General features: G+C 66.7%; 19 protein-coding genes. 5 read left to right on the top strand and 14 right to left on the bottom strand.

Annotated features, from left to right (window positions below; all coding sequences use genetic code 11):
* Window positions 1–5: 5 nt before the first annotated feature.
* The 3 genes from HW532_RS20000 to HW532_RS19990 form a co-directional block, all read right to left on the bottom strand.
* The gene (locus tag HW532_RS20000; protein WP_213162144.1) at window positions 6–2,900 is read right to left on the bottom strand and encodes a formate dehydrogenase subunit alpha; all 2,895 of its coding nucleotides are present in this window, start codon (window positions 2,898–2,900) and stop codon (window positions 6–8) included.
* A gap of 108 nt (window positions 2,901–3,008) precedes the next feature.
* A complete protein-coding gene (locus HW532_RS19995) occupies window positions 3,009–3,203 on the bottom strand; it encodes a twin-arginine translocation signal domain-containing protein (RefSeq protein WP_213162143.1) in 195 nt (64 codons plus the stop codon).
* Window positions 3,204–3,273: 70 nt separating this feature from the next.
* The gene (locus HW532_RS19990) at window positions 3,274–3,882 is read right to left on the bottom strand and encodes a TorD/DmsD family molecular chaperone (protein ID WP_213162142.1); all 609 of its coding nucleotides are present in this window, start codon (window positions 3,880–3,882) and stop codon (window positions 3,274–3,276) included.
* Window positions 3,883–4,287: 405 nt separating this feature from the next.
* On the opposite strand from HW532_RS19990, the gene moaA reads away from it, so the two are divergent.
* Window positions 4,288–5,322, top strand: a complete 1,035-nt coding sequence (moaA, locus tag HW532_RS19985; protein WP_213164669.1) for a GTP 3',8-cyclase MoaA — start codon at window positions 4,288–4,290, stop codon at window positions 5,320–5,322.
* Window positions 5,323–5,429: 107 nt separating this feature from the next.
* On the opposite strand, the gene HW532_RS19980 is transcribed toward moaA, so the two are convergent.
* On the bottom strand, window positions 5,430–6,194 hold the full coding sequence (locus HW532_RS19980; RefSeq protein ID WP_213162141.1) for a sulfite exporter TauE/SafE family protein: 765 nt from the start codon (window positions 6,192–6,194) through the stop codon (window positions 5,430–5,432).
* A 105-nt stretch (window positions 6,195–6,299) separates the two neighbouring features.
* Window positions 6,300–6,860, bottom strand: a complete 561-nt coding sequence (locus HW532_RS19975) for a GNAT family N-acetyltransferase (RefSeq protein ID WP_213162140.1) — start codon at window positions 6,858–6,860, stop codon at window positions 6,300–6,302.
* Window positions 6,861–7,061: 201 nt separating this feature from the next.
* Here HW532_RS19975 and HW532_RS19970 point away from each other — a divergent pair, with 201 nt between their 5' ends.
* Window positions 7,062–9,104 carry a PhoX family protein gene (locus tag HW532_RS19970; protein WP_213162139.1) on the top strand — a complete coding sequence of 681 codons (2,043 nt, stop codon included), beginning with the start codon at window positions 7,062–7,064 and terminating at the stop codon, window positions 9,102–9,104.
* 301 nt (window positions 9,105–9,405) lie between these two features.
* On the opposite strand, the gene HW532_RS19965 is transcribed toward HW532_RS19970, so the two are convergent.
* On the bottom strand, window positions 9,406–9,957 hold the full coding sequence (locus HW532_RS19965; protein WP_425491964.1) for a thioredoxin family protein: 552 nt from the start codon (window positions 9,955–9,957) through the stop codon (window positions 9,406–9,408).
* A 227-nt stretch (window positions 9,958–10,184) separates the two neighbouring features.
* Here HW532_RS19965 and HW532_RS19960 point away from each other — a divergent pair, with 227 nt between their 5' ends.
* From HW532_RS19960 to HW532_RS19950, 3 genes are all read left to right on the top strand, one after another.
* A complete protein-coding gene (locus tag HW532_RS19960) occupies window positions 10,185–10,874 on the top strand; it encodes a hypothetical protein (protein ID WP_213162137.1) in 690 nt (229 codons plus the stop codon).
* Between the two features lie 475 nt (window positions 10,875–11,349).
* Entirely contained in the window at window positions 11,350–12,129 is a 780-nt protein-coding gene (locus HW532_RS19955; protein ID WP_213162136.1) for an aquaporin, read from the top strand.
* Between the two features lie 236 nt (window positions 12,130–12,365).
* Window positions 12,366–13,811, top strand: coding sequence for a DEAD/DEAH box helicase (locus HW532_RS19950; RefSeq protein ID WP_213162135.1), 1,446 nt, complete (start codon window positions 12,366–12,368; stop codon window positions 13,809–13,811).
* A gap of 162 nt (window positions 13,812–13,973) precedes the next feature.
* On the opposite strand, the gene sufA is transcribed toward HW532_RS19950, so the two are convergent.
* From sufA to HW532_RS19910, 8 genes are all read right to left on the bottom strand, one after another.
* The gene (sufA, locus tag HW532_RS19945) at window positions 13,974–14,363 is read right to left on the bottom strand and encodes a Fe-S cluster assembly scaffold SufA (protein WP_213162134.1); all 390 of its coding nucleotides are present in this window, start codon (window positions 14,361–14,363) and stop codon (window positions 13,974–13,976) included.
* A gap of 108 nt (window positions 14,364–14,471) precedes the next feature.
* Complete coding sequence (locus tag HW532_RS19940) at window positions 14,472–14,843, bottom strand: SUF system Fe-S cluster assembly protein (RefSeq protein WP_213164668.1); 372 nt, start codon at window positions 14,841–14,843, stop codon at window positions 14,472–14,474.
* Window positions 14,844–14,890: 47 nt separating this feature from the next.
* The gene (locus HW532_RS19935; protein WP_213162133.1) at window positions 14,891–16,153 is read right to left on the bottom strand and encodes a cysteine desulfurase; all 1,263 of its coding nucleotides are present in this window, start codon (window positions 16,151–16,153) and stop codon (window positions 14,891–14,893) included.
* Window positions 16,146–17,483 carry a Fe-S cluster assembly protein SufD gene (gene sufD / locus HW532_RS19930; RefSeq protein WP_213162132.1) on the bottom strand — a complete coding sequence of 446 codons (1,338 nt, stop codon included), beginning with the start codon at window positions 17,481–17,483 and terminating at the stop codon, window positions 16,146–16,148. Before sufD ends, HW532_RS19935 begins: the two co-directional genes overlap by 8 nt.
* 27 nt (window positions 17,484–17,510) lie before the next feature.
* Window positions 17,511–18,263: a Fe-S cluster assembly ATPase SufC gene (gene sufC, locus HW532_RS19925; protein WP_213162131.1), complete on the bottom strand. Its 753-nt coding sequence runs from the start codon at window positions 18,261–18,263 to the stop codon at window positions 17,511–17,513.
* A gap of 171 nt (window positions 18,264–18,434) precedes the next feature.
* Window positions 18,435–19,904 carry a Fe-S cluster assembly protein SufB gene (gene sufB, locus HW532_RS19920; RefSeq protein WP_213162130.1) on the bottom strand — a complete coding sequence of 490 codons (1,470 nt, stop codon included), beginning with the start codon at window positions 19,902–19,904 and terminating at the stop codon, window positions 18,435–18,437.
* Window positions 19,905–19,970: 66 nt separating this feature from the next.
* Window positions 19,971–21,113: a cysteine desulfurase family protein gene (locus tag HW532_RS19915; RefSeq protein ID WP_213162129.1), complete on the bottom strand. Its 1,143-nt coding sequence runs from the start codon at window positions 21,111–21,113 to the stop codon at window positions 19,971–19,973.
* A 53-nt stretch (window positions 21,114–21,166) separates the two neighbouring features.
* Entirely contained in the window at window positions 21,167–21,643 is a 477-nt protein-coding gene (locus HW532_RS19910) for an Rrf2 family transcriptional regulator (RefSeq protein WP_213162128.1), read from the bottom strand.
* Window positions 21,644–21,951 lie beyond the last annotated feature (308 nt).

The following is a 21,951-nucleotide window of genomic DNA, read 5'->3' as shown; positions in this document are numbered from 1 at the left end:
CCTCCTTACACTTTCTCGATCTTGCAGAGGGTGACCTTGGTTTCCTGCATGTTGGTCACCGAGTCATAGCCGTAGGTCTGCGCCGTGTTGGACGCCTCGCCGATCACATAGGGGTCGGCGCCCTTGGGATATTTGTGCCGCCGGTCCTCGCCCTGGTACCAGCCGGCGAAGTGGAACGGCATGAAGGCGACGCCCTCGCCGACCCGCTCCGTCACCATGGCCATGACCTTCACGCGGGCCTTCTCCGCGCCTTCCACCCAGACCATCTCGCCGTCCCTGATGCCGATATTGTTGGCATCGCGGGGATTGACCTCGACGAACATGTGCTGCTGGAGCTCGGCGAGCCACGGGTTCGACCGCGTCTCGTCGCCGCCGCCCTCATACTCCACCAGCCGCCCCGAGGTCAGTATCATCGGGTAGTCCTTGGAGTAATCGGTCTCCTGGATCGAGGCATACCGGATCGGCAGGCGGTACATCCTGCGGTCCGAATAGGTGGCGTATTTCGGCAGGAGGTCCCTGCGCGGGGTGTAGAGCGGCTCGCGGTGCAAGGGCACCGGGTCCGGGAAGGTCCACACCACGCAGCGCGCCTTGGCGTTGCCGAAGGGGGCCGCGCCATGGGCGATGGCGACACGCTGGATGCCACCGGACAGGTCCGTCTTCCAGTTCACCTTGTCGGGCGCGTCGCCGCCGATTGTCTCGATGGCCGTGCGCTCGTCGCCCGTCAGGTCGACATCCCAGCCGAGCTTCTTCAGCATGCCGTAGGTGAATTCCGGATAGCCGTCCTCGAGCTCGGAGCCTTCAGAATAGGAGCCTTCCGCGAGCAGGTTCTCGCCGCCCCATTCGTCGGGCGCCTTCACGCCGAAGCGCGCCCGGAAGGTCAGGCCGCCCTCAGCCACCGGCTTGGAGGTGTCGTAGAGGATCGGCGTGCCCGGGTGGTTCATCTCCGGCGTGCCCCAGCTCGGCCACGGCAGGCCGTAATAGTCGCCGTCGCACGGGCCGCCATTGGCCAGAAGCGTGGTGCGGTCGAAGGTGTGCTGGTTCGCCATGTGCTTCTTCAGCCGCTCCGGCGACTGGCCGGTATAGCCGATCGTCCACATGCCGCGGTTGAACTCCCGCGTGATGTCCTCCACCAGGGGCTCGTCGTTCTCCACCGCGATGTTCTTGAACATGTCGTCGGCAAAGCCGAACTTTCCGGCGAACTTGTACATGATGGTGTGATCGGGCAGCGACTCGAACAGCGGCTCCACCACCTTCTCGCGCCATTGCAGCGAGCGGTTCGACGCGGTCACCGAGCCGGAGGTCTCGAACTGCGTGGCGGCGGGAAGGAGATAGACCCCGTCGGTGCGGTCCTGCATGACCGCGGAGAAGGTCGGATAGGGATCGACCACCACGAGGAGGTCGAGCTTCTCCATGGCCTTCTTCATGTCGGGCAGGCGGGTCTGCGAATTCGGCGCGTGGCCCCAGAAGACCATGGCGCGGACATTGTCCGGCTGGTCCATATTGTCCTTGGCCTCCAGCACGCCGTCGAACCAGCGGCTGACCGGAATGCCGGACTCCCCCATGAGCTCCTCGGAGGCAAACCGCCCCTTCAGATACTCATAGTCGACGTCCCACACGCGCGACCAGTGCTTCCATGCCCCCGCCGACAGGCCGTAATAGCCGGGCAGCGTGTGGCACAGCACGCCGAGGTCGGTCGCACCCTGCACGTTGTCGTGGCCGCGGAAGATATTCGTGCCGCCGCCGGCGGTGCCCATATTGCCGAGCGCGAGCTGGAGCACGCAGTAGGCCCGCGTATTGTTGTTGCCGTTGGTGTGCTGCGTGCCGCCCATGCACCAGATCACCGTGCCCGGCTTGTTGGTGGCGAGCTTGCGCGCGACCCGCTTCATCTGGGATTCGGGAACGCCGGTCACCTTCTCCACCTCGTCGGGCGTCCACTTGGCGACCTCGGCCCTGATATGGTCCATGCCCCAGACGCGCTGGCGGATGAACTCCCTGTCCTCCCAGCCATTCTCGAAGATGTGCCAGAGCAGGCCCCAGACCATCGCGACGTCGGCGCCCGGACGGAAGCGCACATATTCGGTGGCGTGCGCGGCCGTGCGCGTGAAGCGCGGATCGCAGACGATCAGATCGGCGTTGTTCTCCTCCTTCGCCTTGAGCAGGTGCATCAGCGAGACCGGATGGGCCTCCGCCGGATTGCCGCCGATCAGGAAGATGCAGCGCGAATTGTGGATGTCGTTGTAGGAATTGGTCATCGCGCCGTAGCCCCAGGTGTTCGCGACGCCCGAGACCGTGGTGGAATGACAGATACGCGCCTGGTGATCGACATTGTTCGATCCCCAGAAGGCGGCGAATTTCCGGAACAGATAGGCCTGCTCGTTGGAGTGCTTGGCCGACCCCAGCCAGTAGACCGAATCGGGGCCGGACGACTCCCGGATCTCCAGAAGCTTGTCGCCGACCTCGTTGATCGCCTCGTCCCACGACACCCGGGTCCACTGGCCGTCGACCAGCTTCATGGGATATTTGAGGCGCCGCTCGCCATGGGCATGCTCGCGCACCGCAGCGCCCTTGGCGCAGTGGGAACCGAGATTGAACGGGCTGTCCCAGCCGGGTTCCTGGCCGATCCAGACGCCGTTGGTGACCTCCGCCATCACCGTGCAGCCGACCGAGCAATGGGTGCAAACGGATTTCCTCATCTCCGCCGCATCGCCGCTGGAGGTCTCCGCCGCCTCCGCCCGGCCGACCATGCCGGCCTTCAGGCCCGCAGCCGCGGTGAGACCGCCGACCGCCAGCCCCGATCGCCTCAGGAAGGTGCGCCGGTCTATGGCGCCGCCCGTCACATCCGCCAGTACGGAGGCCAGACGGGACGTGCTCGCGATCCCTTCGGTCTTCTTCCTCAGCATCTCAACGTTCCTCCCTGAAGTTCCCGCCGGCCGCCACGCGCATGCCGGAAGAAACGTGGGTACACTTCAAATCGGCGCCCCCGGATGTGCCGTCGCGCCCCGGCCGTCTCAGAACCGGGCCGTACGGTAATAGGTGCGGATATGCTCGCTCTCGCGATAGCTGCCCGCCTCCTGCGGTGCCGCGGCCGCCTCCGCGGGCTCCTGCCCGAGGGCGGCGAACGTGCCGCCGGTGACCGCCGACAGGCCCGCAAGCTTCATGAAGTCGCGCCGGCCGGCGCGCACCTTCCCGTCTTTGTCGGACATTGCCTACACTCCCTTTCCTGCCGTCCCCCGCCAAGTCTCAAAGCCAGAGGGCCCCTCGCCCTCCGGCCGCTCAAACCATCTCGAAGGCTGCCTGCTCTATCGCCATGAAGGCCGCGCCCGCCCCGCCGAGCGGCGCATAGAGGACAGAGCTTTTCGCCTGCTCCAGATCCTTGAAGAAATGCGCCGCCCACGGCTCCAGATGCCGGGCGAAGAAGCGCTTCTGGACATCGAGCCCGGCCGGCTCCGCGAACGCGCCGTCGATCAGCCCCGCCATCATCTCGCTCAGCGCGGCGATATGGTCCTCCGGCTCCTTCACGTCGCTGCGGCGCGCAATGCCGAGCTCGCCCATGTCGGTGCGCAGCTTCGCCAGCGGCTTCTCGTGCAGGAACCCGGTGAGATAGTAGGAGGCGTAGGGCAGCAGCTCGCCGCGCCCCATGCCGATGAAGAGCTCGTGATATTCGCGCGCGGCGTCGGCTGCGGTGACCGTCTCCGCCAGATGCGCGAAGGCGGCAAGCTTCTCGCCGAGCGCGGTATCTCCGCCGCCAAGCCCCGCGGCCATGCGCAGATCGCCGTCATCCGGCGGTTTCCTCAGGAAATGGGCGAACATGCGATAGAGATCCGCCCTGAGGCGTTCCTCAGCGGCGACCTCCCATGCCCCTCCCTGCACTGTGGCAGCCATCCCAATAGCCATGCGGTCTTCGCGCGCGGCCCTCGCCTGTCACAAGGTTCCGATCTTCTTGCGTCTTCCGCCTGCGCCGGGGTCCATCGTCTTGTCCGCACGCTTGCTCTTCGGGGCTTCTTCGTGCGTCTCGACTCCCACACGCAATCGCAGTTGACGGCGACGGGGGCAACACTCCTCCTTAGAATTAGAGTAACTTGCCGACATGCCCCGCATCAAGCGCGACGAGCGCCGGACGGCACAGACCGGCCGGTCATTCCATCATGTGGAACTGGCGGTGCGATCCGCACCGGACGTCCTAGATTGATAATGGACGCAACTAATGTCAGGCTGCCGGCCGTGGCATCGATGGCCATGCCCTTTTCTCGAGGACTCAGCAAGGTGGCAACACGGGTTCAGGACGATATGGAGCGCGAGGCGACATTCGATCGCGTTGAGCCGCGGTCGCCGCTGGTCGACCCGTTCCATCGCGCGATCACCTATTTGCGCGTCTCGGTGACGGACCGCTGCGATTTCCGCTGCCTCTACTGCATGGCGGAGAACATGACGTTCCTGCCCAAGCGCGAGATCCTCACGCTGGAGGAGCTCGACCGGGTGTGCTCGGCCTTCGTGGAGAGGGGGGTACGCAAGCTCCGGATCACCGGCGGCGAGCCGCTCGTGCGCAAGAACATCATGACGCTGTTCCGCCTGCTCTCGCGCCATCTCGATACTGGCGCGCTGGACGAGCTGACGCTCACCACCAATGGCAGCCAGCTCGCCCGGTTCGCCGGCGAGCTCTATGACTGCGGCGTGCGCCGGGTGAATGTCTCGCTCGACACGCGCGACCCCGACATGTTCCGTACGATCACGCGCTGGGGCGACATCGCCAAGGTGATGGAGGGCATCCGGGCCGCGCGCGACGCCGGCCTCAAGATCAAGATCAACACCGTCGCGCTCAAGGGCGTGAACGAGGACGAGATCGAGGACATGATGGTCTGGTGCCACGACAACGGCATGGACCTGACCCTCATCGAGACCATGCCGCTCGGCGAGATCGACGGCGACCGCACCGAGCAGTATCTACCGCTCTCCATGGTGCGCGCACGGCTGAAGGAGCGCTGGACGCTGGAGGACATCCCCTACAAGACCGGCGGGCCCGCGCGATATGTCCAGGTCGCGGAGACCGGCGGCCGGCTCGGCTTCATCACGCCGCTGACCCACAATTTCTGCGAATCCTGCAATCGCGTGCGGCTGACCTGCACGGGCACGCTCTTCATGTGTCTCGGCCAGGAGGATGCCGCCGATCTTCGCGCGCCCCTGCGGGCCTCGGAGTCGAACGGCCCCCTCCACGACGCCATCGAGGAGGCCATCGCCCGCAAGCCCAAGGGCCACGACTTCATCATCGACCGCCGCCACAACAGGCCATCGCTCTCGCGCCACATGTCGGTGACCGGCGGCTAGATTCGACGGTTGGAGCGGCTTATGTGCGCCCAATCGGACACACGCCGCTCCCGGGCGCCATCCGGCCGGACGGCGTCTTCTCCCCCGTCATTCCCGCCCGACAGGCCTCACACCGAGACGGCGACGAAGTAGTAGCCGCTCATCATGAGGCCGACGCCGATGATGATGGCGCGCAGGATGCCCGGCGCGACGCTGCGCGCGGCGCGGGCGCCGAAATAGCCGCCGAAGATCGCCCCGCCGATCATCACCAGCGTTTCCGGCCAGGCGATGACGCCGGCCAGCACGAAGCTCGCCACGGAGGCCGCCGTCACGAGCGTGGCGAGCAGGTTCTTCAGTGCGTTGGCCTCGTGCAGGTCGTCATGGCCGAGCAGCGACAGGCAGGCCATCAGGAGCACGCCGAGCCCCGCCCCGAAATAACCGCCATAGACCGCGAAGGCGAATTCCACGGCAAGACCGAGGACAAGGCCCCTGCCCGCCTTGCGCGCCTGCGCCGACCCGACGATGCGCGACAGGCGCGGCCCGAAGGCGAAGAGCAGCGTGGCGGCGAGCAGCAGCCACGGTATCAGTGCCTCGAACAGCCGGTTGCCGGTGGCCAGCAGGAGCTGGGCGCCGATCGCCCCGCCGGCGAGCGCCACGAGCCCGCGCCAGACGAGGCCGTGCCGGGCCTTCGCGATCTCGCGGCGATAGGCGGGCACCGCCGCGGCATGGCCCGGCCACAGCGCCACGGCGTTGGAGGCGTTCGCCGTCACCGGCGGCAGGCCGATACTCAGCAGCGCGGGGAAGGTGAAGAAGGTCGCCCCGCCCGCGACCGCGTTGATGGCGCCGCCGACCGTGCCGGCCACGAGCAGGATGGCGAGGGTCGTGAGATCCATGGAAGCCGCGATGCCTCAGGAAGGAAGGACGAGAGAACGGAGAGAGGGCGGCCACCGAACCGCACCTTGTGGCCGCCGGCAGGATGGAGGGAATACGTCCGCGCCTCAATAGGGGGCGTCGAAATAGTCCTCCAGCGTCATGGCGTAGACATAGACATCCGTGCGGATGCCATTGCCGACATACTGGTCGCGCGCGAAGCGCTCGCGGCGCATGCCGATCTTCTCCATGACGCGGATCGAAGCGGCGTTTTCCGCAAAGGCCTTGGCCCAGAGCCTGGAGCAGCCCAGCCGCTCGAAGCCGATGGCGAGCATGGCGCGGCCGATCTCGGTGGCGAAACCGCGATTCCACAGATCGGGGTGGACGCCCCAGCCGATCTCCGCCGAACGGGGCCGGTTGAGCTGGAGGAAGGCATCGCCGATCACATGGCCGGTCGCCTTGAGTTCGGCGGCCAGATGGTAGAGGGAGCGGTTCGGGCTCATCTGCCGGCGCAGGCTGCGCGCGACGAAGCCCTGCACATCCGCCGGCGAGGCGTAACGCACCGCGATATGGCTCTGATAGTCCTTGCTCAGCATGTAGGCGGCAAACGAGCGCGCGTCGCGCGCCCTGATCTCGCGCAGGACGAGCGCCGGTGTCTCCACCCGTGAGATCTGCAATGCGGCGCGCATCTCGTCGTCTCCCGTGCTCCCGCCGTGCCCCCGGCCACCGCCTTCAGGGCCATACTATCGCATATTGTAGAGGGACGCTCGCGCCGGAGTCGAGGACGCGCTGTCATCGAAGCTTCGCAATAGCATGGCACTTGCGTGCGTCACACGGAACGGACCGCGTGACACGGTGGGCGAAGGCCGCCCACATCAGGAGTGCAAGTGATGAACGACCACAGCAAGCGCATCGTCGCCGACGACGGGTACTGCAACAAGGCAGAAGCCTTCGAGGCCTCGGACGATCAGCCAGCCAACCCCCATCTCGACCGCACGCTGGGCGATGTGATCGGGCGCCGCTTCGCCCGCCGCGACGTCCTGAAATCGACGCTGGCCGTGAGCGCCATCGGCGCGCTGTTCGGCACCTCCGCGCTGACCGCGCCGACGGCGAAGGCCGCAGCGCCGGTCTCCAGCTTCGACTTCGCCGAGATCGATGCCGGCGTCGACGAGACGCACCATGTGGCGCGCGGATACGACGCGGCGATCCTTCTGCGCTGGGGTGACCCGATCTTCGCCGACGCCCCCGCCTTCGACCCGGCGAACCAGTCGGCGGAGGCCCAGCTTCGCCAGTTCGGCTACAACAACGACTATGTCGCCTTCCTGCCGCTCGACGATACCGGCACGCGCGGCCTCATCTGCGTGAACCACGAATACACCAACGAGGAGGTGATGTTCCCCGGGCTCGGCCGGCAGGACAAGGTCGATTTCGCCGGCATGACCGCAGAGCTGGTCGACATCGAGATGGCCGCCCATGGGGTGAGCATCGTGGAAATCGCCCTTGAGAACGGCACTTGGACGCCGGTGCTCACATCGCGATTCAACCGCCGCATCAGCCCGCTCAGCACCGAGATGGCCGTCGACGGCCCGGCCGCCGGCCATGCGCGGCTGAAGACGAGCGCCGACCGGACCGGCAAGCGCGTGATGGGCACGCTCAACAACTGCGCCGGCGGGCACACCCCCTGGGGCACCTATCTCGCCGCGGAGGAGAACTTCCACGGCTATTTCTGGACCGACGAGAAGGATGCCGAGGGCAAGCGCCTGACCAAGGGGCTGGGCGGCGACCAGCAGAAGAGCTACGAGCGCTATGCGGTGCCCGGCGGCTGGTATGCCTGGGGCCGCTTCCACGACCGGTTCAACGTGGACAAGGAGCCGAACGAGCCGAACCGGTTCGGCTGGGTCGTGGAGATCGACCCCAACGATCCGGGCTCCACGCCGGTCAAGCACACCGCGCTCGGCCGGTTCCGCCACGAGGGCGCGGAGACCATCCTCAACAGCGACGGCCGGGTGGTCGTCTATATGGGCGACGATGCCCGCTTCGACTATCTCTACCGCTTCGTCTCGCGCGAGGCCTATCGCGAGGGCGACAAGGCGCACAACATGGCGCTCCTGTCGGACGGCACGCTGTCGGTCGCCCGCTTCGGCGAGGACGGCTCGATGGAGTGGCTGCCGCTCGTCTTCGGCGAGGGGCCGCTGACGCCGGAGAACGGCTTCGAGAGCCAGGCCGACGTCCTGATCGACACCCGGCTTGCCGCCGACCTCCTGGGCGCCACGCCCATGGACCGGCCGGAGGACGTCCAGCCGAACCCGGCGACCGACCGGGTCTATGTGATGCTCACCAACAACACCAAGCGCAAGGCGGACGCGACGGACGCCGCCAATCCGCGCGGGCCGAACGCCTTCGGCCATGTGGTCGAGCTCACCCCGCCCGGCGGCGACCACGCCGCGGAGACCTTCGCCTGGGACATCCTGGTGACCTGCGGCGATCCGCGCGTGGCCGAGATCGGCGCGGTCTGGAACCCGGCGACCAGCGACAGCGGCTGGTTCGCCTCGCCCGACAATGCCGCCGTCGACGCCGACGGGCGCCTGTGGATCTCCACCGACCAGGGCGGAAGCTGGCCCAAGACCGGCAAGGCCGACGGCCTCTATGCGGTCGACACCGAGGGCGATGCGCGCGGCCTGTCGAGGATGTTCTTCCGCTGCCCGGTGGGCGCGGAGATGTGCGGGCCCTATTTCGCGCCCGACGGCGAGACGCTGTTCGTCGCCGTGCAGCACCCCGCCACCGACGGCACGAAGGACTATGCGCCCTTCGCCCGCGCCTCCACCTTCGAGAATCCCGCAACCCGCTGGCCCGACTTCGAGCCCGGCATGCCGCCGCGCCCCTCCGTGCTTGCGATCCGCAAGACCGGCGGCGGCCGGATCGCGAAGGACTGAGACGGCTGCGCGCGCTCATCGGCCGGGGATTTATCGAGTCGGCAGAATCGGTTGGCGCGAGCGCTTGAGAAACCGGGTCCGCCGGCGCCCTCGCGAGGGGCGCCGGCGGAAAAGGCCCGCGCGATGAATCGGATAGGGCTTTTTTCTGTCCGAGTGTCTCTGCACCGGCCCGCTCCCCCACCCGGCCACCCACGGCAGTATGATCTCATGGGTGGTCGGGTGGGGAGCGGGCCGGAGCCGCCTCAGCGGAAAGAACTCCAGTGGGCCGGACCGGCCCATCCGCCGTCCACGCCTTTGCGCTTCAGCTCATCTTCCACTTGATCGAGCAGCCCATGGACGCCGTCTGGTCGCGCGGCCCCTGCCCCGTCTGTGCGACCTGGACCATGGCCTCGTAGAGCTCGCGGCGCGCATCGGGCACGGGGACGGCGCGGGATTCGTCGAGGCGCCCGCGATACTGGAGCCCGAGATCGGCATCGAAGCCGAAGAAGTCGGGCGTGCACACAGCCTCATAGGCCCGTGCCACCTCCTGGCTCTCGTCGTGGAGATAGGGGAAGGTGAAGCCGTGCTCGACGGCGAAATGGACCATGTTGTCGAAGGAGTCCTGCGGATAGGTCTCCCCGTCATTGGAGCAGATCGCAGCGGTTGCCACGCCGTGGTCGGCCAGGTCGCGGGCATCGCGCACCAGCCGGTCGACGATCGCCTTCACATAGGGACAGTGATTGCAGATGAAGACGATCAGCGTACCGCGTTCGCCGCGCACATGGTCGAGCGTGTAGACCTTCCCGTCCGTCGCCGGCAGGCGGAAATCCGGTGCCCGCCATCCGAAATCGCAAATGTCCGCCGTCTTCGTCACCATGGCTTGTCTCCTCCATGAGCGGCCGTGCGTCTCCGCCGGCCGGCTGCCCCTGCCCCGTTTTCCCTTCAGATAGGTCGCCTGAGCGGCGCTTGCCACAATTCCTCCACAATCCCTGTTGCCAGCATGCCCCGGACTGCGTCATTCTCCGCACATGCGGACCGGGGAGCCGAAGAGGCAATCGGCCGGGCGCAGGGGGCGACATATACATCAGGGGAGAATGACCTATGGTCCTCGCTCGCCGGGCGATCAGCCGTGCGGTCATCGTATTCGCCGTCATGGCTGCCGGTCTCGCCATGGCCGCTGCGGCACGCGCCGCCGACCGGCCCGTCTTCGATCTCAGCGAGCAGCAGCTCTCCGCGCTCGAACGCTATCGCAGCGAACCGGGCGACAAGGCCTTCGCGGCGAGCGCCGGCGGGCGGTTCGCCTCCGAAAGCGGGCTGGCGAGCCTGACGGTGGCCGTGCGTAGCGCGCTCCAGTCCTGCGATGCCGGCATCCGCGATCCGCGCAACCGCTGCATCATCGTCGACGTGAACGGCACCATGCTCGACCCTGCCCTGCAATATGCCCAGATCTTCCGGATCGATCCGACCCAGACACGCCAGCCCCTGCCGCTCGCCGACCTCAATCCGGGGGTCGACACATGGCGCGCCCTGCAGGGCTATCGTGCGAAGCGCCGGCACAAGGCCTTCGCGATGAATCTCGGCGGCGCATGGGCCAGGGCCTGGGACGCGGCGAGCCCGGGGGAGGCCGCGCGAGAGGCGCTTTCGGCCTGCAACGAGCAGGAGCGCGCCGAGGACACGCCGTGCTTCCTCTATGGCCTCGACGACCGGATGGCGGACGCCGGAGACCTCCAGCTCATGCCGGACGGCACGGTGACCGGCCTGCCTGCACCGCGCGAGGGGATGTCGAACTGACAGGCCCCGTCAGGGATGGACGCTCCCGACTTGTGATTTGACGGCACCGTCCGGTCGGAGTCACCATTGGAGGCATGACAACACCAGCAACGAGGTCTAGGAAAATGATGCCGCCGAAGCGACCGGCGCCGTCTTCGGGACCTCGGCTTGCCGGCCGGGGGTGAAGACGGCGAGATCCGACTGACAATCCAACAATGAATGCTGACGTTTCCATGTCCCGGTTGTCCGGGGCGATATGGAAACGCCCGATCAGTCCGGCGATCCCGTCGGACAGCGCAATGCACCAGACAGGCCCCGCGCGGACACAGGTTCCGGCGGGGCCCTTTCGTTTCGCCCGGCTGTCCGGATCGCAAAGCATCCTTTTGCGTGTTATTATATTTGAAACAATCTATGAGAGTGTATAAAAATACGATCTCCATGAACGAAGGGGGGCGGACGGCACACCGGATGCCGGCCCGAAGGATCAGGAGACGTCATGCAGAAGAGATTGCTGGCCGAAGCCATTGGCAGTTTTGCCCTTGTATCCGTCATTTGCGGCACACTCGTCGGCGCATCGACATTTCCCGGTCTGAGCGCCGGCATTGTCGGCATCAGCCTGGCCGCCGGACTGACCATGCTCGCCATGTCGTCCGCATTCGGCTGCATATCGGGCGCGCATTTCAATCCCGCCGTCAGCTTCGGAGCCTGGGTCGCAGGCCGGCTGAGCCCGCAATGGCTTGCGGGCTATGTGGCCGCCCAGCTCGTCGGCGCCCTGCTCGCGACCGCCATGCTCTTTGCTGTCTTCATGTCCATTCCGGGCTTCGAGGCGGCGGCTTTCGCCTCCAATGGCTACGGCAACCATTCGCCCGCAGGCTACGGGCTCCAGGGCGCGGCGATCACGGAAATGGTGGCCACGGCGATCTTCGTGCTGGCCGTGCTCGGTGCCTCGCACGACGATAGCCCGGCCTTCGCCGCCCCTGTCGCTGCCGGGCTCGCCCTCGCCGCGGTGCATCTGTGGACGCTGCCGATCACGGGCACCTCGGTCAATCCGGCGCGCTCGACGGCCACTGTCGTCTTCGCCGAGGACTGGGCCCTACAACAGCTCTGGGTCTTCTGGGCGGCTCCGCTCGCAGGCGCGGTTCTTGCCGGCCTCGTCGATCGTTTCATCCTGGCCGATGCCCTCCAGTTCGACACCGACGATGCCAGGTCTCCCATGCCCCCGCCCCCCATTGCCAAGGCCGAGGGGGACGATCTCCAGCCCAAGGCCGCCGGCTGACGGAGACCGCCCATGGTGGCCGCACCACCCCCGGCAGCGCGACCGCGCCGGGGGTGCGACGACCGTTCTTTGCAATTCGATGGTGCAGATGCGAAGGAAAAATTGACAAATGGCGCAGAATATCTATGTTTCCCTCAAATTCGATCCATGGCTCGCGCGCCGTGGGCTCTTGTGGCTAACGAGAGCCCGTCACCGATAAACCGGCGCCCCTGCAAACCGGTTAAGCCGCACCACGCATGAATTTCGATCAACTAGGCCTCAGCCCGAAAGTGCTCGACGCCGTCCGGGCCGCAGGCTATACTGAGCCGACCCCCATCCAGGCCAAGGCCATTCCCGCTGCGCTCGAACGGCGCGACGTCCTGGGCCTTGCCCAGACAGGCTCCGGCAAGACCGCGGCCTTCACGCTGCCGATCCTCACATTGCTCCAGAAGGGCCGCTCGCGCGCCCGGATGCCGCGCGCGCTCATCCTCGAGCCGACGCGCGAGCTCGCCGTGCAGGTTCACGAGGCCTTCTCCACGCTCGGCAAGAATTCCAAGACCACCGTCGCCCTGCTCATCGGCGGCGTGTCCTTCGAACAGCAGGACCGCCTGCTCGACCGCGGGGCCGATGTCGTCATCGCCACGCCGGGCCGCCTGCTCGACCATGTGGAGAACGGCAAGCTCATGCTGCATGGCGTGGAGCTCTTCGTCGTCGACGAGGCCGACCGCATGCTCGACATGGGCTTCATTCCCGACATCGAGAAGATCTACAAGCTGCTGCCGATCACCCGGCAGACGCTGTTCTTCTCCGCGACCATGCCGGCGGAGATCCAGCGGCTCACCTCCACCTTCCTGCACATGCCGGAAACGGTGGAGGTCGCACGCCCCTCGACCACGGCCGCATCCATCGAGCAGCACTGCGTCTTCACCTCCGGCCACCCGAAGGACAAGCGCGAGACGCTGCGCCGGGTCCTGCGCGAGCAGGGCGAGAACCGGGGCGAGATCAAGAACGCCATCATCTTCGCCAATCGCAAGGTGACGGTCCGGCTGCTGGAACGCTCGCTCCAGAGGCACGGTTTCAACGCCGCGGCGCTCCATGGCGACATGGACCAGCACAGCCGGCTTGCCACGCTCGAGCGCTTCCGCAGCGGCGAGGTCACGTTCCTCATCGCCAGCGATGTCGCCGCGCGCGGCCTCGATATCCCCGCGGTCAGCCACATCTTCAATTTCGACGTGCCGACCCACGCGGAGGACTATGTGCACCGCATCGGGCGCACGGGCCGTGCCGGACGGGAAGGCTTCGCCTATACGCTGGTGACGCCTGAGGAGACAAAGTACCTCAAGGCCATCGAGAAGCTGATCCGGCGCGAAATCCCCTGGGACGGCGAGGCGCCGGGCGAGGAGGATCTCGCAGAGAAGCCCCGTGGCCGCAAGGGCCGTGGCGGGCGCGGAAGCGAACGCCGCGAGAGCCAGGCGAAGGATAACAGGGCCGAGGACAGAAAATCCGACGCCAAACCCAAGTCCGACACCAAGCCCAAGTCCGACTCCAAGTCCGGAACCGGGTCGGATGCCAAGCCGCAGGGCCGCGACAAGTCGCGGTCGCGCTCGCGCCGGAAGGACGAGGACTACGCGAACGACAACGTGCCCTTCGCGAACCTCCCGCCCGACCAGATTCCGGCCTTCCTCCAGCGCCCGGTCCGCTAGATCGACCAGCACTCGGGGGGCCATCCGAGTGCAGAAAAGTCGGTCGCTCTCAAAGTGTCAGAGCAACTCACCTGCGTCCAACCGGACGCAGCCTGCTCTCGGCCGGACGCCGCGTCCATTTTCCGTGAAATGCGCTGGGCCCCTGAGGCCCGGCATCGAAGGTCAGGCCGTGCCGGGGAAGCCGTCGGCACTGGCCGGCGTGATCGCCACGGACTCGCCGCAGCCGCAGGCCGATGTCTGGTTGGGATTGTTGAACACGAAGCCCGAGGACAGCTTGCCAACCTCGAAATCCATCTCGGTGCCGAGCAGGAACAGGATCGCAGCGGGATCGATCAGCAGGGTCACGCCCTTGTCCTCGACCACCTCGTCGCGCGGGTCGGCCTCGTCGACATAGTCCATCGTGTATTCCATGCCGGCGCAGCCGCCCTTCTTCACCCCGACGCGCAGGCCCGCGACGGGACGGTCGGCCTTGGACATCAGCTCGCGAATGCGCGCGGCGGCCGCATCGGTGAGGTTCATTACCTTGGGCTTGGGACGAATGCGTGCAGTCATCTCCGGCTCTCGTCTCGCTAAAGCTCTGTGCGTTCGCTCATTATCTGGCGTGCCGTGGCGGGCATGCAAGGGCACAACCCGCATGCCGGGAGGCCCTTTCGCCCCCGCTCACCACATGTTGAGCGCGACCTTGGCCTCGTCCGACATGCGGCTCGGGTCCCATGGCGGATCGAAGACCAGATTGACGGTCGCCCCGCTCACGCCATCCACGGTGGAGACCGCATCCTCCACCCAGCCCGGCATCTCGCCGGCCACCGGGCAGCCCGGCGCGGTCAGCGTCATGTCGATCGCCACCATCCGGTCGTCGTCGATATCGACCTTGTAGATCAGGCCGAGCTCGTAGATGTCGACCGGGATCTCCGGGTCGTAGACGGTCTTCAGCGCCGCGACGATGTCATCGGTCAGCCGGTTGAGCTCGGCCTCCGGGATCGCGCTCGCGGGCTCCGGCGGTTCGGGCGCCGTTCCGGCATCCGGTGCCATGATGTCACGTTGCTCGCTCATCGTGCTCCTCGCTCTCCTCGTCGCGCTCAGGCAAAGAACCGTGCCGCCGCCTTCAGCGCCTCGGCCAGCCGGTCGACCTCTTCCCTCGTATTGTACATGGCAAAGGATGCCCGGCAGGTCGAGGTCACGCCGAAATGCTCCAGCAGGGGCTGCGCGCAATGGGTGCCGGCGCGCACCGCCACGCCATGCCGGTCGATCACCGTCGAGATGTCGTGGGCATGGGCGCCCTCCATCTCGAAGGAGATGATCGCGCCCCGCTCGCGCGGCGCACCGAAGACGCGCAGCGAATTGATCTCGCGCAGCCGCTCCAGCGCATAGGCCTTGAGGTCGGCCTCGTGCGCGGCGATGTTCTCGCGGCCCACACCCATCATGTAGTCGAGCGCGGCGCCCAGTCCAATGGCCTGGACGATGGCCGGCGTTCCCGCCTCGAACCGGTGCGGCGGCTCCGCATAGGTGACGCGGTCGGGGGTGACGTCCTCGATCATCTCGCCGCCGCCCTGATAGGGGGGCATGCGGTCGAGATGCTCGCGCTTGGCATAGAGCGCGCCGATGCCGGAGGGTCCGTAGACCTTGTGGCCGGTGAAGATATAGAAGTCGCAGTCGAGCTCCTGCACGTCGACCGGGAGATGCACCGCGCTCTGGCTGCCGTCGACCAGCACCGGAATGCCGCGCTCATGCGCCAGCCGGATGATTTCCCGGATCGGCGTGATGGTGCCGATGGCGTTCGACATGTGCGTCACCGCCACCATCTTCACGCGGGGGCCGAGCAGTTTCTCGTATTCCTCCAGCAGGAACTCGCCGGCCTCGTTCACCGGCACCCATTTGAGCACCGCGCCGCGCCGCTCGCGATGGAAGTGCCAGGGCACGATGTTGGAATGGTGCTCGAGCAGGGAGAGCACGATCTCGTCGCCCTCCCCGATCACCATCCCGCCGAAGCTCTGGGCGACCAGGTTGATCGCCTCGGTGGTGTTGCGGGTGAAGATGATCTCGTCGGTCGAGGGCGCGTTGAGGAAGCGGCGCACCGTCTCGCGCGCATCCTCGTAGTTCTGCGTGGCGAGGTTGGAGAGGAAATGCAGGCCGCGATGGACATTCGCGTATTCCTCCTCATAGGCCTTGCGCACCGCCTCGATCACCGCCTTCGGCTTCTGGGCGGAGGCCGCGTTGTCGAGATAGGTGAGCGGCTTGTCGTAGACGGTCCGCTTCAGGATCGGGAAATCCTCGCGGATGCGCTCCACATCGAAGCCGCCCGCCGCCTCCGGGGCCGCAGGCTTCAGGCCGGCATCAGCCATCGATCCCTCCCTTGCGCTCCGCCAGCCAGCCCTCTGCCAGGCCGGCCAGCACATCGCGCGCGCCCTCATGGGCGATATCGTCGAATGCCTCGCGAACGAAGGCGGCGATGAGCAGGGACTTCGCCTGCGCCTCGGGAATGCCGCGCGCGCGCAGATAGAAGATCAGCCGGTCGTCGAGCGCGCCCGACGTGGCGCCGTGCCCGCAGGCGACGTCGTCGGCGAAGATCTCCAGCTCGGGCTTTGAGTCGAACTCCGCGCGCTCCGACAGGAGAAGCCCGTGGCTCTGCTGCTTGCCATCGGTCTTCTGCGCCTCCGGGGCGACCATGATCTTGCCCTGGAACACGCCGTGGGCGGTGTCGTCCATCACGCATTTGAAGAGCTCGCGGCTCTGGCACGACGGCACGGCGTGGTTCACCACCATGGTGGTGTCGCAATGCTGGTTGCCGGCGAGGAGATAGGAGCCGGCAATATGGGCATCGGCCCCCTCGCCGCGATACTTCACGAAAAGCTGGTTGCGCGTGAGGCGCCCGCCCATGGTGAGCGTGACGTCGCGCAGGACGGCGTCGGCCTCCAGCTCGATATGGGCGTTGGAGAGCTGGACCGCCTCGGTATCGTCGGCCTGCACGCGCACGCGCTCAAGCTCCGCACCCTTGCCGACCACCGTCTCGGTGACGATGTCGGCGAGATAAGGGCCGGAGCCCAGATGGGTTTCCAGGATCGTGGCGCGCGCGCCCGCGCCCACCGCGACGACATTGCGCACAGCCGTCATGCGCGGCGCGGTGCCGGCATTCACGAAGACCAGCGCCAGCGGCGTCGCGATCTCCGCGCCGTCGGCAATGCGCACAAGCGCCCCGTCGGCGAGGAACACGGTATTGAGCTCCGCGACCGGATCGCGTCCGGCGCCGAACAGGTTGCCGAGGATCTCGCGCGCCCAGGACGGCGGATCGGCCATGACATCGCTCAGGGCGTGGACCTCCACGCCGTCGAGATCCTGGGCGTCGGAGAGGCCCGCATCGAACCGGCCATCGACGAAGACCAGGCGCTTGCGCCCGATCTGCGCGAACGGGTCCCGCGCCAGCAGGGTCTCGACCGCGCCCGCCTCCGGCTCGGCGGCGACGAGCGGCGGATAGGCCTCGTTCAGATGGCGGCGCAGATCGGTCCATTTCCATTCCTCGACCCGCCGGTTGGGCAGGCCGTGGGCGGAGAAGGATTCGAACGCCGCCTCGCGCTTGGGCTCCAGCCAGCCGGCATGCGGCAGCGCGTCCCTGCGCGTGGCATAGGCGTCGATGAAGGCTGCTTCCGCCTTGGTCTTCTGTACTGCGACGTTCATTGCTCGTCGTACCCTTCCAGGTCTTCCTTAGGCGGCCGCTTCGTCCTGATAGATGGCGTAGCCGCTCTCCTCCAGCTCGAGCGCCAGCTCCTTGCCGCCGGAGCGCACGATCCGGCCGGCGGAGAGCACGTGCACCTTGTCGGGCACGATGTAGTTGAGCAGGCGCTGATAGTGCGTGATCACGACCATGGACCGCTCCGGCCCCCTGAGCGCGTTCACGCCGTCGGCCACCACCTTCAGCGCGTCGATGTCGAGCCCGGAATCGGTCTCGTCCAGCACGCACAGCCAGGGCTGCAGAACGGCCATCTGGAGGATTTCCGCGCGCTTCTTCTCGCCGCCGGAAAAGCCCACATTGACCGGGCGCTTGAGCATCTCCTGCGACACGTTCAGCTCGCCCGCCTTCTCGCGCACGAGGCGCATGAAGTCCGGCGTCGACAGCTCGTCCTCGCCGCGCGCCTTGCGCTGGGCGTTGAGCGCCGTCTTGAGCAGGGTCATGAGCGCCACGCCCGGAATCTCGATGGGGTACTGGAAGGCCAGGAACAGGCCGAGCGCGGCGCGCTCGTCCGGTCCCATCTCCAGAACGTCCTCGCCCCGGAAGGCGATCGAGCCGCCGGTCACCTCATAGCCGTCGCGGCCCGCCAGCACATAGGCGAGCGTCGATTTGCCGGAGCCGTTCGGCCCCATGATGGCATGCACCTCGCCCGGCTCGACCGTGAGGTCGATCCCCTTGAGGATCTCCTGGCCGTCGACCTCGACATGCAGATTCTTGATCTCGAGCATTCTTCAGTTCCCATAATTCCTGAAAGCATTTCTGCCTTCGTCACTCCCGGGATATCCATTCGCCATCCCCGGACGTCCATTCGTCATCCCCGCGAAAGCGAGGACCCACAGGGGCGGGGATGACCGGAGAACGGTGGATCGCATCCGATACTTGTTCCGCGTCGCTATTCGTCAGCCCACGCTGCCCTCCAGGCTGATGCCGATGAGCTTCTGCGTCTCGGCCATGAACTCCATGGGCAGTTGCTGGATGACATCGCGCACGAAGCCGTTGACGATCAGCGCCACCGCCTCCTCCTCGTTGAGCCCGCGCGCCATGCAGTAGAAGAGCTGGTCGTCGGAGATCTTCGAGGTGGTCGCCTCGTGCTCGAACTGGGCGGAGGTGTTCTTCGCCTCGATATAGGGCACGGTGTGCGCGCCGCACTCATTGCCGATGAGCAGTGAATCGCACTGGGTGAAGTTGCGCGCGTTCGCCGCCTTCGGATGCGCGGAGACGAGCCCGCGATAGGTGTTGGACGACTGGCCCGCCGAAATGCCCTTGGAGATGATCCGGCTGGAGGTGTTGCGGCCCAGATGGATCATCTTGGTGCCGGAATCGATCTGCTGATGGCCGTTGGAGATGGCGATCGAGTAGAACTCGCCCCGGCTGTTGTCGCCGCGAAGCAGGCAACTCGGATATTTCCAGGTGATCGCGGAGCCCGTCTCCACCTGCGTCCAGGAGATCTTGGAGTTCGCGCCCCGGCAGTCGCCGCGCTTGGTGACGAAGTTGTAGACGCCGCCCTTGCCGTCCGCGTCGCCGGGATACCAGTTCTGCACGGTGGAGTACTTGATCTCCGCATCGTCGAGCGCGATGAGCTCGACCACCGCGGCGTGAAGCTGGTTCTCGTCGCGCATCGGCGCGGTGCAGCCCTCCAGATAGGACACGTAGGCGCCCTTGTCAGCGATGATCAGCGTGCGCTCGAACTGGCCGGTCTGCTCCTCGTTGATGCGGAAATAGGTCGACAGCTCCATCGGGCAGCGCACGCCCTCCGGCACATAGACGAAGGACCCGTCGGAGAACACCGCGGAATTGAGCGCGGCGAAGTAGTTGTCCGACTTCGGCACCACCGAGCCCAGATACTTCTTCACGAGTTCCGGGTGCTCGCGCATGGCCTCCGAGATCGAGCAGAAGATGACGCCCGCCTTGGCGAGCTCCTCCTTGAAGGTCGTCACCACGGACACGCTGTCGAACACCGCGTCGACGGCAACCTTCGCCCCCTCCACGCCCGCGAGCACCTCCTGCTCCTTCAGCGGGATGCCGAGCTTCTCATAGGTCGCCAGAAGCTCCGGATCGACCTCGTCCAGGCTCTTCGGGCCGGAGCCCTGCGATTTCGGCGCGGAATAATAATAGAGGTCCTGGAAATCGATCGGCGGGTAGGAGACGCGCGCCCAGCTCGGCTCCTCCATGGTCTTCCAGCGCCGATAGGCGTCGAGGCGCCATTCGAGCATCCACTCCGGCTCGCCCTTCTTCTCGGAGATGAACCGGACGATGTCCTCGTTCAGGCCCTTCGGCGCCTTGTCCGACTCGATCTGGGTCGTGAAGCCGTATTTGTACTTGTCGACATCGATCGACTTGACCTTTTCGATTGTCTCCAGATCAGCCATGCCTGTCCTCACTTGCAACGATCGGGTTCATTGCCCGTTCTCTCGATGTTTCCTTTGCCGTCCGTCTCAGGCCGCGGCCTGCGCGCCATTGCGCCTGGCAATGCGCCGCCACGCCGTCGCGAAACGGTCGATGTCGTCTTGTGTCGTGGACCATCCGAGGCTCACCCGGATGGCACCGCCGATCAGTTCCTCGCCGGCGCCCATCGCCTGAAGGACGTGGGAGCGGCCGACCTTGCCCGACGAGCAGGCCGACCCCGAGCTCACCGCGACGCCCTCCAGATCGAAGGCGATCAGCAGCATGTCCGCCCCGAGACCGTCCACCGCGAAACAGCAGGTGTTCGCGAGCCTGTCCGTCCCGGCGGAAAAGATATGGGCGGCCGGGGCCTCTTCCCGGATCGCGGCCTCCAGCCCGTCGCGCGCGCCGGCAATCCAGCCCATGCGGTCCATGTCCGATATGGCACCGGCAACAGCGGCTGCAAACCCCGCAATGCCCGCCACATTCTCCGTGCCGGCACGCCGGCGCCTCTCCTGCCCGCCGCCGGGCAGCAGGGGCTTCAGGTCGAGCCCGTCGCGGGCGACGAGCGCGCCTACCCCCTGCGGGCCGCCGAGCTTGTGGGCGGACAGGGTGAGCATGTCGACGCCGAGAACCGGCCAGGCGAGCCGCATCCGTCCCGCCGCCTGCACCGCGTCGCAATGGACGAGTGCGTCGTGGGCGCGCGCAATCTCGACCACCTCGCTCAGGGGCTGTATGGCGCCGGTCTCGTTATTCGCCGCCATGACGGAGACGAGCGCCGGGCCGTCGCCGGACGACAGCGCGGCGTCCAGCGAATCCAGATCGATGACGCCCGTCGCGTGAACCGGCACCTCCACGCAAGGCACGCCCATCGCGCGGGCCGCCTCGAGCACGCTTGGATGCTCGACCGCGGATACGACGAGCCGGCTCGCGAGCCCGGCGCCGACGGCGCCCGCGATCGCCAGGGCGTTCGCTTCCGTGCCGCCGGAGGTGAAGGTCACCATATCGGCGCGCGCGCCGACAAGGCCCGCGACGGTCTCGCGGGCCGCCTCCACGACCTTGCGCGCCCGCCGCCCCTCCTCGTGCACGGAGGAGGCGTTGCCGGCGACACCCAGCAGGCCGGACACCGCCTCCACCGCTTCCGGCCGCATGGGCGCGGTGGCGTTATGATCGAGATATGCGCGCATATCGCTCATCGGTCGGTGGTCTTCGCTCGATATCGTCCAGAAAGGGTGTCCGGGTTCGGCCCTCAACAGGCCGGCTCGCGCTCGACAGGTGCCTCGGCGGGGCTGGGCCCCACCGGCACCGCGCGCCCAAGCACACGCTTGTGGACGACATCGTCCAGGCTGACGGAAGCCAGGAAGACGTGGATCTGGCGGCCGAGCTCCTCCCACAGATCGTGGGTCAGGCAGCGCGAGCCGTTCAGGCAACCGATGGGGGAGCTGTCCTCGCAGCGCGTCACCTTCAGGGGCTCGTCGACGGCGAGCACGATGTCGGAGATCCGGATATCGCCCGCCTCGTGCGCCAGCTTGTAGCCACCGCCCGGCCCGCGCGCGCTCTCCACGAGCCCGCAGCGCCGGAGCTTGACGAACAACTGCTCCAGATAGGCCTGGGAGATATCCTGCCGGTCGGCAATGTCGGCCAGCGTGACAGGCTCGCCCTTCGAGTAATGGGCGATATCGGCCATGGCCATCACGGCATATCGTCCACGAGTGCTGAGTTTCATCTCTCAATCCTGTCTCAAGACCGCGATGCAAGTCCGCTGCGCGCCAAAACTCGATGAGAAGGCTTGCAAAATACCGCCGCGACTGTGATATGACGTCCATCGGCCCTGCGACGTCGGCTCCGCGGCTACGGCAGCACCAAAATTGAATAATTCTAAGGTGGATATAAAATACCCGACTGGGAGAGTCAACAAATCGGAATGCCGATTTCACAGTCTGAAAGTCCATACTACGGCTGCGACTGCTCCCACCGCGGGAACAGCCCGACGACGGCGCCGGACGGCGCGCTGGATGCGTATGATCTCTAAGG

This window comes from Kaustia mangrovi (assembly GCF_015482775.1).
Classification (GTDB): domain Bacteria; phylum Pseudomonadota; class Alphaproteobacteria; order Rhizobiales; family Im1; genus Kaustia; species Kaustia mangrovi.
Note: the sequence above shows the minus strand (reverse complement) of the source record. Positions and strands in the feature narration are given on the sequence as shown.